The organism is Pseudomonas mendocina (genome assembly GCF_003008615.1).
Lineage (GTDB): Bacteria > Pseudomonadota > Gammaproteobacteria > Pseudomonadales > Pseudomonadaceae > Aquipseudomonas > Aquipseudomonas mendocina_C.
This window is the reverse complement of record NZ_CP027657.1, coordinates 4,463,635-4,476,984: the sequence shown is the minus strand read 5'-3', so window position 1 is coordinate 4,476,984 and position 13,350 is coordinate 4,463,635. Positions and strand designations below refer to the sequence as shown.

The following is a 13,350-nucleotide window of genomic DNA, read 5'->3' as shown; positions in this document are numbered from 1 at the left end:
CTATAGAGCCCGCTGACGCAGGCTCACCAATTCTCAATGCAGTTTTCCTGCGGCCAGGCGTTTGGCACCACCGCTGGCGATCAACTCGGCCAAGGCCGCGACGTCGAGCAGTGCGCACATATGCTCGATCACCGTGCCCGCCAGCCAGGGCCGCTGGGTCCGCTGACTGCGCCACTTGACCTCACTCGGATCAAGGCGAATCGAGCGGCTGACCTGATGCACGGCCAGCCCCCACTCGTAGCCTTGTACCGAAATCACGTACTGCAAGCCATCGCGAAAATCATCGCGATAGCGATCAGGCATCACCCAGCGCGCGGTATCCAGCACTTTCAGGTTGCCGGCCTGGCTCGGCAGGATGCCGAGGAACCATTCCGGCTGGCCGAACAACGGCGTCAGCTCCTGTCCTTCCAGCGGATAGATCGACCCCAGGCAGATCAGCGGTACCGCCAGGGTCAACCCGGCGACATCGAACAACAGGCATTCGAACGGCTCTTCAGCCCAGGTCGGCCGCCCATCCGCCAGAACACCAGCAGGTTGCGTGGCGAAATCCACCACAGCGGCAACCACAGGGGGCGCGATGTCCTCGACGGCAGGCGCTTGCACCGGCGCAAGCAACTCGACTGGCGCGACCTCCACTGCTGCGAGCACCGGTGGTTCGACGATCTCGGCAAACGCGACGGGCTCGATCAGACGCGCATCGCGCACCTGCTCCTCGAGCACCGCAGCCTCGAACTCGTCGAGACTGACGGACATCTCCAACTCGGCAGCAGCCTCCTGCAGCAGACCATCTAGGTATGACTGCAAGGCCAGCTGGGAACGCGTGGCTGTGGCGAGGTTACGACTCATGACTGAAACCCGGAATGGAAAGCTTCATAGCCTATCGGCCGCAGCACGGCCCGACTTGAGCACAGTTCAACACAGACGTTCATTTCAGGCTACCTGCGCCGCTGGCTGATGAGTCAGCAGGTGTTTGAGCAGGGCACGATAGGCGATCACGCCGCGGCTATTGGCGTCGAACTGGGATGGCGTGCGGCCGGCGCGACTGGCATCACGCAAGCGCGTATCGACCGGAATGTACGCCGGCCACAGATGCTCGGGATAGGTATTGCGCAGCACGCGCAAGGTGCTCATGGACGCCTGGGTACGGCGATCGAACAGCGTTGGCACGATAGTGTAGGGCAAGGCCTGCTTGCGCGAACGATTGATCATCGCCAGGGTGCTGATCATGCGCTCCAGGCCCTTGACCGCCAGGAACTCGGTCTGTACGGGGATAACCAACTGCTGGCTGGCCGCCAGGGCATTGACCATCAGCACGCCGAGCAAGGGCGGACTGTCGATAACGGCGTGATCGAAATCGCCCCACAGCTGCGCCAGGCTCTTGGCGATCACCAAGCCCAGGCCGTTCTGCCCAGGTGATTGGCGCTCGAGCGTGGCCAGCGCGGTGCTCGATGGCAACAGGGAAATACTTTCATGGCTAGTGCTGTGTAGCAACTGCTTGGGCAAGCCTTGCGGCACATTGCCTTGGTGCAGAAACAGGTCGAAGCAACTGTGCTCCAGCGCATCGGGATCATGGCCGAAATAACTGGTCATCGATCCATGCGGATCGAGGTCGACCACGACCACACGTTTGCCCGCATCGGCCAACAGGCCTGCCAGGGCGATGGAGGTGGTGGTCTTGCCGACCCCACCTTTCTGATTGGCTACTGCCCAGACTTTCATGTTCTCTCATCCTCCCGGCAAGAGGCGCTCAGGCCGAGAATGGCTGTCGCACGCACGCAGCAGGCGACTGGGATTTGACGGCTCACGACTGTGGAACCCCCGACGCAGACGCCGGTGCAGGTTGCGTGCCAGCCTCGGACTGCTGAGTCGCAGCGCTGCCATCACTACGGCGGGTTTCGAGGTTGCGCGAAATCACCAGCACCACCCGGCGATTGCGCCCCCTACCCTCCGCCGTGGCATTGTCGGCCACCGGCTGGAACTCACCGTAACCGACAGCCGCCAAACGCGAAGGGTCGACGCCATCCATAGCCAGCATACGCACGATGCTCGCCGCGCGCGCCGAAGACAACTCCCAGTTGGTTGGGTACTGGGCGGTCTGAATCGGCAGGTTGTCAGTGAAGCCTTCGACTTTTACCGGATTCTGATACGGTGCCAGAATCTTGGCGACCTTCTCGATAATGTCGAATGCCTGATTGTTCGGAATGGCGTCGCCGCTGGGAAACAGCAGACTCGAGCTCAGCTCGATCTCGATCCACATCTCGTTGCCGCGTAGGGTCAACTGGTCGCTCTGGATCAACTCGCCGAACACTTCGCGCACACTGGAGGCAATGCTCTGCAAGGTGGCGTCCGAGCTGGGATCGTCCAGTGCGGTGTTGTCGGGCTCGCTGGTGCGTGGCCGCTCTTCACCCACCGGAATGGGCTTGATCGCGCGGTCAGGCTGGTTGAATACGCCTGTCAGCGACTCCGAGAGGATCTTGTACTTGCCTTCGTTGATCGAGGAGATCGAATACATCACCACGAAGAAGGCGAACAGCAGCGTGATGAAATCGGCGTAGGAAACCAGCCAACGCTCATGGTTCTCATGTTCTTCCTGGTGCCGCCTGCGTGCCATGCCATTCCTCCATCAGTCCATGAAGCCTTGCAGCTTCAGTTCGATGGAGCGCGGGTTCTCACCCTCGGCGATGGACAGGATGCCCTCCAGCAACATCTCGCGATAGCGCGACTGGCGCAACGCAATGGACTTGAGCTTGTTGCCGATCGGCAACAGCAACAGGTTGGCGAAGCCGACGCCATAGATGGTGGCGACGAAGGCCACGGCGATACCGCTGCCGAGCATGCTCGGGTCAGCCAGGTTACCCATCACGTGGATCAGGCCCATTACCGCACCGATGATGCCGATGGTCGGCGCGTAGCCGCCCATGCTCTCGAATACCTTGGCCGCCTGGATATCGCGTGCTTCCTGGGTGTAAAGATCGACCTCCAGGATGCTGCGAATGGATTCCGGCTCGGCACCGTCGACCAGCAATTGCAGGCCCTTGCGCGCATAGGGATCGGGCTCGGCATCGGCCACCGACTCGAGGCCGAGCAGACCTTCCTTGCGCGCCACCATGCTCCAGCCAACGACCCGGTTGATGCCACCCACCAGGTCTATGCGCGGCGGAAAGAAGATCCAGCGCACGATACCCATGGCGCGCTTGAACACGCTGACGGGTGCCTGCAGGAACGCCGCGCCCAAGGTGCCGCCGATAACGATCAGGGCCGCCGGGCCATTGAGCAGAGCCCCGGCGTTGCCACCTTCCAGATAGTTGCCACCCAGTATCGCGACGAACGCCAGGATGACGCCGATTAGGCTCAATACATCCATGCAGACACGCTCGACTCAGCCTTCATCATTGGCAGGCCTCGGTCAGATGCCGACCGATGTCATCCAGGCTGTAGATCGCATCGGCGAGGCTGGCCTTGACCACGGCCATCGGCATGCCATAGATCACGCAACTGGCTTCATCCTGCGCCCAGACCTGGCTGCCACCCTGCTTGAGCAGACGCGCACCTTCACGGCCATCGGCACCCATGCCGGTCAGTACCACGGCCAGTACCTTGTCGCCATAGGACTTGGCCGCCGAACCGAAGGTGATATCCACGCAAGGCTTGTAGTTGAGGCGCTCGTCGCCCGGCAGAATCTTCACCACGCCACGGGCATCGACCATCATCTGCTTGCCGCCAGGAGCCAGCAGCGCCAGGCCAGGGCGTAGTACATCGCCATCCTCGGCTTCCTTGACCTGGATGCGGCAGAGCTTGTCCAGGCGCTCGGCAAAGGCCTTGGTGAAAGCTGCCGGCATATGCTGGATCAACACCAGCGGTGCCGGGAAATTGGCCGGCAATTGCGTCAGTACACGTTGCAGTGCCACCGGGCCGCCGGTGGAGGTACCAATGGCCACCAGTTTGTAAGACTTGCGCTTGGGCGCAGCCGAACTCGGCGCGGCACTGGAAGTGCTTGGAGTCGGTGCAGTACGCGGCGTGACGGCGGGCGTGGCCGGACGTACTGGAGCAACAGCAGGACGACTAGTCGGCGCCGCTGCCGGACTGGCCGCAGTCGGCGCTACTGCGGCCGAGCTGAAACGGCGATTGCTGCGCGCGATGGTATGCACCTTCTCGCACAGCATCTGCTTGACCTTCTCGGGATTGCGCGAGATGTCCTCGAAATTCTTCGGCAGGAAGTCCACTGCCCCGGCATCCAGCGCATCGAGGGTGACACGAGCGCCTTCATGAGTCAGCGAGGAAAACATCAATACTGGCGTCGGGCAGCGCTGCATGATGTTTCGTACCGCAGTGATGCCGTCCATCATCGGCATCTCGTAATCCATGGTAATCACGTCGGGCTTGAGCGCCAACGCCTGATCGATGGCTTCCCGCCCATTGGTGGCTGTGCCCACGACCTGAATACTGGGGTCAGCAGACAGAATTTCCGAAACGCGCCGGCGGAAAAAACCGGAGTCGTCCACCACCAGAACCTTAACTGCCATACACACTCCTAGCCAGCGCAGGCCTCGCCTGCGCCGCAACCATCAGAAACGCCGAGCATAGCGCTTGAGCATGCTCGGTACGTCGAGAATCAACGCGATGCGTCCATCACCAGTGATCGTGGCGCCGGACATCCCGGGCGTGCCCTGAAGCATCTTGCCCAGTGGCTTGATTACCACTTCTTCCTGACCGACCAATTGATCGACGACAAAGCCGATGCGTTGGCTGCCGACGGTAAGGATCACCACATGCCCCTCGCGCTGTCCTTCGTGGAAAGCCTGCGGCACCAGCCAGCGCTTGAGATAGAACAGTGGCAGCGCCTTGTCACGCACGATCACCACTTCCTGGCCATCGACCACGTTGGTACGCGACAGGTCGAGGTGGAAGATTTCGTTGACGTTGACCAGCGGGAAAGCAAAGGCCTGATTCTCCAGCATCACCATCAGCGTCGGCATGATCGCCAGGGTCAATGGCACCTTGATGATGATTTTCGAGCCCTGGCCCTTCTGCGAGAACACGTTGACCGTGCCGTTGAGCTGAGAAATCTTGGTTTTCACCACATCCATGCCAACGCCACGGCCGGACACATCGGAAATCTCGGTCTTGGTCGAGAAGCCCGGAGCGAAGATCAGGTTGTAGCACTCGAATTCGTTCAGACGGTCGGCCGCGTCCTTGTCCAGCAGGCCTTTTTCGACGGCCTTGGCGCGCAGCACGTCGGCATCCATGCCTTTGCCATCGTCGGTGATCGACAGCAGGATGTGATCGCCCTCCTGCTCGGCGGACAGCACCACACGGCCCGCGCGAGCCTTGCCAGCCTTCTCGCGCTCTTCCGGGGTTTCCACACCGTGGTCGACGGCATTACGTACCAAGTGCACCAGTGGGTCGGCGAGCGCCTCGACCAGGTTCTTGTCGAGATCGGTTTCTTCACCCACCAGCTCGAGGTTGATTTCCTTCTTCAGGCTGCGCGCCAAATCGCGCACGAGGCGAGGGAAGCGACCGAAGACCTTCTTGATCGGCTGCATACGGGTCTTCATCACCGACGTCTGCAGATCCGCAGTCACCACGTCGAGGTTCGACACGGCCTTGGACATGGCCTCGTCGCCGCTGTTGAGCCCCAGGCGTACCAGGCGGTTACGCACCAGCACCAACTCGCCGACCATATTCATGATCTCGTCGAGGCGCGCGGTATCGACGCGCACGGTGGTCTCCGCCTCGCTCGCAGGCGCTGCCGCTTTGTCCACGGCCGGTGCTGGAGCAGCCGGGGTACGCGCAGCGGCAGGCTCGGCCTTGGCGGCGGGCTTGGGCGGAGCGACCTTGGCTGCAGCAGGCTTGGCTACCGCAGCAGGTGCCGGCGCCGGCTCGCTCGGAGGAACGAATTTGCCTTTGCCATGCAGCTGATCGAGCAGGGATTCGAACTCGTCATCGGTAATATCGTCACTGACCGGCGCAGCAGCTTCGGCAGTCGCGGCGACTGGAGCGGCCACTTCAGGTGCAGCGGAAAACTGGCCCTTGCCGTGCAACTGATCGAGCAGAGCCTCGAATTCGTCGTCGGTAATATCGTCCCCAGTCGGAGCTGCGGCCGGTACAGCCGCGACGGCAACGTCAGCCGAAGCCTCGACCGTGCCGGTGAACTGCCCCTTGCCATGCAACTGATCGAGCAGAGACTCGAACTCGTCGTCGGTAATTTCATCACCAGCCGCGACGTTTTCGCTTGCCGGCGCATCGCCCAGGGCATCGAGCAGTTGCTCGAACTCACTGTCGGTGATATCGCCAGGAGCGGCAGCCACAGCAACCGGCTCGGGCGCTGCTACAGGCTCAGGCTCACGTGCAGGAGCTGGAGCAGGAGCCGAATCGGCACCCGCCGGCTCAGCCAGGCGCGCCAATGCAGCCAGCAGCTCAGGAGAGGCAGGTGTCGGCTCGCGGCGCTCACGCACCTCGCCGAACATGCCATTGACAGCATCAAGAGCCTCGAGCACCACATCCATCAATTCCGAATCGACGCGACGCTCACCCTTGCGCAGGATGTCGAAGACGTTTTCGGCGATATGGCAGCACTCCACCAACTCATTGAGCTGGAGGAAGCCCGCTCCGCCCTTGACGGTATGGAAACCGCGAAAGATGGCGTTGAGCAGGTTCATGTCGTCCGGTCGGCTTTCCAGCTCGACTAATTGTTCGGACAACTGTTCGAGAATCTCGCCGGCCTCTACCAGGAAATCCTGGAGGATCTCTTCATCGGCGCCGAAGCTCATATTGTGTGCTCCTTAGAACCCTAGGCTGGACAGCAGGTCGTCGACATCGTCCTGGCTGGAGGCAACGTCATCACGCTTATCGGCATGAATCTGCGGACCTTCACCCCGCGATGGCTCTTTTAATTTTTCCTGTTCGGCGCGCAGCACTTCGTGATCGTGCTGAATACCGGCAAAACGGTCGACCTGACTGGCCATCAACATCAGCTTGAGCAGGTTGCTTTCCACCTCGGTCACCAGTTGGGTGACACGTTTGATCACTTGGCCAGTCAGATCCTGGTAGTCCTGCGCCAGCAAAATGTCGTTGAGATGGCTGGAGAGCTTGTTGCCATCACGCTCGCTGCGAGCGAGGAACAGTTCGATACGCTTGGCCAACTCACGAAAGCCATCGGCGCCCATTTCACGACGCATGAAACGGCCCCACTCAACGCTCAGACTCTGCGCCTCATCGCTCAGGTCATTGACCAGCGGCGCGCTCTGCTCCACCAGATCCATGGTGCGGTTGGCAGCCTTCTCGGTCATGGTGACCACATAATTCAGGCGTTCGGTGGCATCGGCGATCTGCGACAGCTCCTGGGCATGCGGCATACGCGGATCAAGCTGGAAATTGACAATGGCATTGTGCAGCTCACGGGTCAGCTTGCCGACCTCGTGATACAGGCCACGATCACGAACCTTGTTGAGCTCATTAATCAGTTGTACCGCGGCGCCGAAGTTGCCTTGTTCGAGGCTATCGACCAGATCGCGGGCGTTGCTTTTCAGGGTCGACTCAAGGTCACCCAGCGTGGAGTCATCGTGTTCCATAGCACCCTCGCGGCCGACATCAGCCGTTGACCCGCTCGAAGATCTTCTCGATCTTTTCCTTCAGCACCTGGGCAGTGAAGGGTTTGACCACATAGCCGTTCACACCGGCTTGGGCCGCCTCGATGATCTGATCGCGCTTGGCTTCGGCCGTCACCATCAACACCGGCAGGTGCTTCAGACGTTCGTCGGCGCGCACGGCACGTAGCAGGTCGATGCCGGTCATACCGGGCATGTTCCAGTCGGTCACCAGAAAGTCGAAGCTGCCGCTTTGCAGCATCGGCAGCGCCGAGGTGCCATCGTCGGCTTCTGCGGTGTTGGTGAAACCCAAATCCCGCAAGAGGTTCTTGATGATCCGTCGCATCGTCGAGAAATCGTCAACGATGAGGATTTTCATGTTCTTGTCCAAGTCGACCTCCGTACAGTCCCAAACGTATTGCGCTCGCAACCACGTCCTTTAATCATGAAACCGTTAACAGGCCGTTTAAGCCTGCGAATACGCTGTTCAGCCAGCGCGCCATTCACTTAGCCGCGAACGCAGACGCGCTGCGCACTGGCTATGCAACTGGCTGACGCGTGACTCGCTAACCCCCAGCACTTCGCCGATTTCTTTCAAGTTCAGTTCTTCGTCGTAATACAGCGCCAGCACGAGACGTTCACGCTCCGGCAAACCAGCGATGGCATCGGCCAAAGCCGCCTGGAAGCGTTCGTCTTCGAGGTCCCGCGAAGGTTCGAGGTGGGTGTGCCCGGCGTCTTCGTGCAACCCGCCATGCTCGCCGTCCTGCAACAGGTCGTCGAAGCTGAACAGGCGGCTGCCCAAAGTGTCGCCAAGAATGCCGTAGTAATCCTCCAGACTCAATTGGAGTTCGGCCGCAACTTCGTGATCTTTAGCGTCACGCCCCGTTCTGGCTTCAACAACACGAATCGCATCGCTGACCATACGGCTGTTGCGGTGTACCGAACGCGGCGCCCAATCCCCCTTGCGCACCTCATCGAGCATGGCACCACGAATACGGATACCGGCGAAGGTTTCGAAGCTGGCACCCTTGCTGGAGTCGTATTTGCGCGAGGCTTCGAGCAGGCCGATCATGCCGGCCTGGATCAGGTCATCGACCTGCACGCTGGCCGGCAGACGGGCCAATAAGTGATAGGCAATCCGCTTGACCAGCGGCGCATAGCGTTCGATCAGCTGATGCTGGGAATCCTGCGCCTGAGCCTTGTTGTACATACGAAGTCCAGAGGCTGCTGTCATACGGCCGAGTCTGCAGTCGGTTGATGCACCAGACGCTCGACGAAAAATTCCAGATGGCCACGGGGATTGGCCGGCAACGGCCAGGTGTCGACCTTCTGAGCTATCGCCTTGAACGCCAGGGCGCACTTGGATCGTGGGAAGGCTTCATAGACGGCACGCTGCTTCTGCACGGCTTTACGCACACACTCATCGTAGGGCACGGCACCGACATACTGCAGGGCGACATCGAGGAAACGATCCGTCACCTTGGTCAGCTTAGCAAAGAGATTGCGCCCTTCCTGCGGGCTGTGGGCCATGTTGGCCAACACGCGGAAGCGGCTGATACCGTGGTCACGATTGAGCAATTTGATCAGCGCGTAGGCGTCGGTGATCGAGGTCGGCTCATCGCACACCACTACGAGAATTTCCTGCGCCGCGCGAACGAAGCTGACCACCGCATCGCCAATACCGGCCGCAGTATCGATCACCAGTACGTCCAGGTTTTCGCTGATATCGCTGAATGCCTGGATCAGGCCGGCGTGCTGCATCGGCGTAAGACTGACCATGCTCTGCGTACCGGACGCCGCCGGCACGATACGGATGCCGCCCGGCCCCTGCAGCAGCACGTCACGCAGATCGCATTCACCTGCGATCACATCGGCCAGGGTGCGCTTGGGCGTCAGGCCCAACAGAACGTCGACGTTGGCCAGGCCAAGGTCAGCGTCCATCAGCATCACCCGACGGCCGAGATCGGCCAGGGCCATGGACAGATTGACCGACACGTTGGTCTTGCCGACGCCACCCTTGCCGCCAGTCACCGCAATCACCTGTACGGGATGCATACCCATGTTATTTCTACACCTTGTCTAACTTCGACTTGGCCATTTGGCCGTTCACTCCCGCCAACCACGCGGGAGGATGCACTGTTCTCGTCGCTTCAGCCGGCACGTGCCGGACTGTGGTATAGCCCGGCGAACATCTGCGCCATGGCATCTTCGCTCGGCTCCTCGGCGGCCTGCAAACCTACCGCGCGACTGACCAGTTGATGACTGCGCGGCACCTGCAGATCGTCCGGAATACGCGGCCCGTCCGTGACATAGGCTACCGGCAGATGCTGGCCTATAGCCAGACCTAAAACCTCGCCCAGGCTCGCCGCCTCGTCCAGTTTCGTCAGTATGCAGCCTGCCAGTCCACAACGCTTGTAACTATGGTAGGCCGCCTTGAGCACTTGGCTCTGACTTGTTGCAGCCAGAACCAGATAATTTTTCGCATTGATACGCGCCGAAGCCAGGCTTTCCAGTTGCAGACGCAGTGCGGGATCGTTACCCGGCAGGCCCGCAGTATCGACGAGCACCACACGCTTTTTCGCCAGCGGAGTCAGCGCCTGCAGCAACGACTGACCAGGATCGACCTGAGTCACCGATACCCCCAGGATACGCCCCAGGGTCTTGAGTTGCTCCTGCGCGCCAATACGGTAACTGTCCATGCTCACCAGAGCGACCTGCTGCGCGCCGTACTTAAGCACGTAACGCGCGGCCAGCTTGGCTAGGGTGGTGGTCTTGCCCATGCCAGCCGGGCCGACCAAGGCAATCACCCCGCCCTCCTCCAGCGGTTCTACCTTCGGCGTTCTGATCGCGTGGGCCAGGTGCGCCAGCAGCATGCGCCAGGCCTGACGCGGCTCGGCCACGCCTGCCACCTTGCTCAGCAGCGCCTGCGACAGCTCGGCAGACAGGCCCATGCGCTGCAGGCGACGCCACAGATTGGCTTGTTGCGGACGACGATTTTGCAGTTGGCCCCAGGCAATGGAGCCCAGTTGCACTTCGATCAGCTCACGCAGGCCGTGCAGCTCGAAACGCATGGCATCCAGCGCTCGGGGGTCGACAGCCGGCGTAGCAGGCACTGCGGCCTCGACCGGGCGCTGCGGCTTGACCGGAGTGGCCGGCAGCTCGGGGGCCAGCAGAGATTCGTTGGCGAACAGCTGACGATCCTTGCCGGCGTCCTGCTCGGCACGGGTGGCGAGCTCGGCCTGGGCACTGGCGATGCGCGCCTGGGTCTTGCGCAGCTCGGCCTCCAGCGCCGGGTTCGGGCGCACCGGAGCCGGCGTCACCTGATAGTCCAGCGCGGCAGTCAGCTCGACACCACCGGCCACGCGGCGGTTGCCGATGATCGCAGCATCGGCACCCAGCTCGTCACGCACCAGTTTCATGGCGGTTCGCATATCGGCGGCGAAGAAGCGTTTGACCTGCATGACCCTTTACCTCAGTTCTGGCCCACAGTGGCGACTATGGTGACCTGCTTGTTGTCCGGAATTTCCTGGTAGGCCAACACGTGCATGCTGGATACCGCCAACCGCGCGAAGCGCGACAGCATCGCCCGGATCGGGCCGGCCACCAGCAGAATCACCGGCTTGCCGAGCATTTCCTGGCGCTGCGCCGCTTCCACCAGGGAACGCTGCAGCTTCTCGGCCATGCCCGGTTCCAGGAGGATGCCATCCTCACTGCCCTGACCGGCCTTCTGCAGACTATTGAGCAATATCTGTTCCAACCTCGGTTCGAGGGTGATCACAGGCAGCTCCGGCTCTAGTCCCACAATGCTTTGCACGATTGCGCGGGCCAACGACACACGTACGGCAGCGACCATAGCGGCGGGATCTTGACTCTTCGGCGCCACGTTGGCGATGGCTTCGGCGATGGTGCGGATATCGCGCACCGGCACCTGCTCCTGCAACAGCGCTTGCAACACCTTGAGCAGGGTCGACAGCGACACCAGCCCCGGCACCAGCTCCTCGGCCAGCTTCGGCGAACTCTTGGCCAGCAATTGCATGAGCTGCTGCACTTCCTCATGCCCGAGCAGCTCGTGAGCGTGCTTGTGCAGGATCTGGTTGAGATGAGTGGCAACCACGGTACTGGCATCGACCACGGTATAACCGAGCGACTGCGCCTGATCACGCTGAGTGGGGTCGATCCATACGGCTTCCAGGCCGAACGCCGGATCCTTGGCGGCGATGCCATTGAGGGGACCAAACACCTGCCCGGGGTTGATCGCCAATTCACGATCCGGGTAGACCTCGGCTTCGGCCACGCTGACACCCATCAGCGTCAAACGGTAGGCGTTGGGCGCCAGGTCGAGGTTATCGCGGATGTGCACCGAAGGCATGAGAAAGCCCATCTCCTGCGACAGCTTCTTGCGTACGCCCTTGATCCGCGCCAGCAATTGCCCGCCCTGATTGCGATCGACCAGCGGGATCAGGCGATAGCCAACTTCCAGGCCGACCATGTCCACAGGCATGACGTCGTCCCAACCCAGCTCTTTGACCTCCTGCGCCTTCTGCGCCGGAATCAGCTCCTGTTGACGCTGCACCTCCTGCTGCTCGGCCTCCTGAGCCCTGCGCTTCTTGTTGGCGATCCAGTAAGCGCCACCGGCAGCGATCAGGCCCAGGCCAATGAAGGAGACATGCGGCATACCCGGCACCAGGCCCATGACGATCAGGATGATCGCCGCCACAGCCAGCGCACGCGGCGAAGCGAACATCTGCCGGTTGACCTGCTGACCCATGTCTTCGGAACTGGATACGCGGGTGACCATGATGGCTGCGGCGGTGGACAGCAGCAGCGAGGGAATCTGCGCCACCAGGCCGTCACCGATCACCAGCAGTGCGTAGATCTTGCTCGCGTCGGCAAAGCTCAGGCCATGCTGCAGCATGCCGATGGCCATACCGCCGATCAGGGTGACGAACATGATCAGCAGGCCGGCGATGGCATCGCCGCGAACGAATTTGCTGGCACCGTCCATCGAACCGTAGAAGTCCGCTTCCTGAGCGACTTCGGAGCGACGCTTCTTGGCTTCGGCCTGGTCGATCAGACCGGCGTTCAGATCCGCGTCGATGGCCATCTGCTTACCGGGCATGGCATCGAGGGTGAAACGCGCGCTGACTTCGGAAATCCGCCCGGCACCCTTGGTGACCACCACGAAGTTGATGATCACCAGGATGGCGAAGACCACCACGCCGACCACGTAGTTACCGCCAATCACCACCTCGCCGAAGGCCTGGATCACCTTGCCCGCGGCGTGCGGGCCTTCCTGACCGTGCAGCAGTACGACACGCGTGGAGGCGACGTTGAGCGCCAGGCGCAGCAAGGTGGCGACCAGCAGGATGGTGGGGAATACGGCAAAGTCCAACGGGCGCAGCGCATAGACCGCGACCAACAGTACGACGATGGACAAGGCGATGTTGAACGTGAACAGGGTGTCGAGCAGCAGCGGCGGCACCGGCAGCGTGACCATGCCCAGCAGCGCCAGCAACAGCAGCGGGATACCCAGACTGCCCTGGCGCAGGCCGGCCAGGTTGCCACGAGCGTCCCCGATGATTTGCGAGCGGTTGATGTTGAATGCCACGTGACTACCCCAGCCAATTCAATCTTTTGACGCAGAGCTGCGCCTTACAGGGGTAATGGCAAGAAGCGTTCCAGAAACGCCGGCGCAAACGAAAACAGCGCCACGCTGATTATGAGCTCCGCAGGGCGTACCGGGCGGCGATCCGTCCGCGAAGCA

Annotated in this window: 12 protein-coding genes; all 12 read right to left on the bottom strand. The window is 61.5% G+C overall.

The features are described 5' to 3' along the window. Window positions 1-33: 33 nt before the first annotated feature. On the bottom strand, window positions 34-846 hold the full coding sequence (locus tag C7A17_RS20680; RefSeq protein WP_106739928.1) for a CheW domain-containing protein: 813 nt from the start codon (window positions 844-846) through the stop codon (window positions 34-36). Window positions 847-930: 84 nt separating this feature from the next. Then, window positions 931-1,719 (bottom strand): ParA family protein, encoded by a 789-nt coding sequence (locus tag C7A17_RS20675; protein WP_106739926.1) that lies wholly within the window; start codon window positions 1,717-1,719, stop codon window positions 931-933. 82 nt (window positions 1,720-1,801) lie between these two features. Beyond that, window positions 1,802-2,611, bottom strand: coding sequence for a flagellar motor protein MotD (gene motD, locus C7A17_RS20670; RefSeq protein ID WP_106739923.1), 810 nt, complete (start codon window positions 2,609-2,611; stop codon window positions 1,802-1,804). A 12-nt stretch (window positions 2,612-2,623) separates the two neighbouring features. Beyond that, on the bottom strand, window positions 2,624-3,364 hold the full coding sequence (locus tag C7A17_RS20665; protein WP_106739921.1) for a flagellar motor protein: 741 nt from the start codon (window positions 3,362-3,364) through the stop codon (window positions 2,624-2,626). A 25-nt stretch (window positions 3,365-3,389) separates the two neighbouring features. Beyond that, entirely contained in the window at window positions 3,390-4,523 is a 1,134-nt protein-coding gene (locus C7A17_RS20660; protein WP_106739918.1) for a protein-glutamate methylesterase/protein-glutamine glutaminase, read from the bottom strand. Window positions 4,524-4,565: 42 nt separating this feature from the next. Beyond that, entirely contained in the window at window positions 4,566-6,770 is a 2,205-nt protein-coding gene (locus C7A17_RS20655; protein WP_106739916.1) for a chemotaxis protein CheA, read from the bottom strand. 12 nt (window positions 6,771-6,782) lie between these two features. Continuing rightward, on the bottom strand, window positions 6,783-7,571 hold the full coding sequence (locus tag C7A17_RS20650; RefSeq protein ID WP_106739913.1) for a protein phosphatase CheZ: 789 nt from the start codon (window positions 7,569-7,571) through the stop codon (window positions 6,783-6,785). A gap of 19 nt (window positions 7,572-7,590) precedes the next feature. Next, the gene (locus tag C7A17_RS20645; RefSeq protein WP_169968482.1) at window positions 7,591-7,965 is read right to left on the bottom strand and encodes a chemotaxis response regulator CheY; all 375 of its coding nucleotides are present in this window, start codon (window positions 7,963-7,965) and stop codon (window positions 7,591-7,593) included. 108 nt (window positions 7,966-8,073) lie between these two features. After that, the gene (fliA, locus tag C7A17_RS20640; RefSeq protein ID WP_170965121.1) at window positions 8,074-8,820 is read right to left on the bottom strand and encodes an RNA polymerase sigma factor FliA; all 747 of its coding nucleotides are present in this window, start codon (window positions 8,818-8,820) and stop codon (window positions 8,074-8,076) included. Next, complete coding sequence (gene fleN / locus C7A17_RS20635) at window positions 8,817-9,647, bottom strand: flagellar synthesis regulator FleN (RefSeq protein ID WP_199796349.1); 831 nt, start codon at window positions 9,645-9,647, stop codon at window positions 8,817-8,819. The genes fliA and fleN overlap by 4 nt, the downstream gene beginning before the upstream one ends. Window positions 9,648-9,736: 89 nt before the next feature. Next, window positions 9,737-11,047: a flagellar biosynthesis protein FlhF gene (gene flhF / locus C7A17_RS20630; RefSeq protein ID WP_106739909.1), complete on the bottom strand. Its 1,311-nt coding sequence runs from the start codon at window positions 11,045-11,047 to the stop codon at window positions 9,737-9,739. A gap of 11 nt (window positions 11,048-11,058) precedes the next feature. Beyond that, complete coding sequence (gene flhA, locus C7A17_RS20625; RefSeq protein WP_106743074.1) at window positions 11,059-13,182, bottom strand: flagellar biosynthesis protein FlhA; 2,124 nt, start codon at window positions 13,180-13,182, stop codon at window positions 11,059-11,061. Between the last annotated feature and the right edge of the window lie 168 nt (window positions 13,183-13,350).

Bases quoted from the DNA above. Each gene is read 5' to 3' on its own strand.
- C7A17_RS20680 (WP_106739928.1), bottom strand. From the start codon at position 846: ATGAGTCGTAACCTCGCCACAGCCACGCGTTCCCAGCTGGCCTTGCAG.
- C7A17_RS20675 (WP_106739926.1), bottom strand. From the start codon at position 1,719: ATGAAAGTCTGGGCAGTAGCCAATCAGAAAGGTGGGGTCGGCAAGACC.
- motD (WP_106739923.1), bottom strand. From the start codon at position 2,611: ATGGCACGCAGGCGGCACCAGGAAGAACATGAGAACCATGAGCGTTGG.
- C7A17_RS20665 (WP_106739921.1), bottom strand. From the start codon at position 3,364: ATGGATGTATTGAGCCTAATCGGCGTCATCCTGGCGTTCGTCGCGATA.
- C7A17_RS20660 (WP_106739918.1), bottom strand. From the start codon at position 4,523: ATGGCAGTTAAGGTTCTGGTGGTGGACGACTCCGGTTTTTTCCGCCGG.
- C7A17_RS20655 (WP_106739916.1), bottom strand. From the start codon at position 6,770: ATGAGCTTCGGCGCCGATGAAGAGATCCTCCAGGATTTCCTGGTAGAG.
- C7A17_RS20650 (WP_106739913.1), bottom strand. From the start codon at position 7,571: ATGGAACACGATGACTCCACGCTGGGTGACCTTGAGTCGACCCTGAAA.
- C7A17_RS20645 (WP_169968482.1), bottom strand. From the start codon at position 7,965: ATGAAAATCCTCATCGTTGACGATTTCTCGACGATGCGACGGATCATC.
- fliA (WP_170965121.1), bottom strand. From the start codon at position 8,820: ATGACAGCAGCCTCTGGACTTCGTATGTACAACAAGGCTCAGGCGCAG.
- fleN (WP_199796349.1), bottom strand. From the start codon at position 9,647: ATGGGTATGCATCCCGTACAGGTGATTGCGGTGACTGGCGGCAAGGGT.
- flhF (WP_106739909.1), bottom strand. From the start codon at position 11,047: ATGCAGGTCAAACGCTTCTTCGCCGCCGATATGCGAACCGCCATGAAA.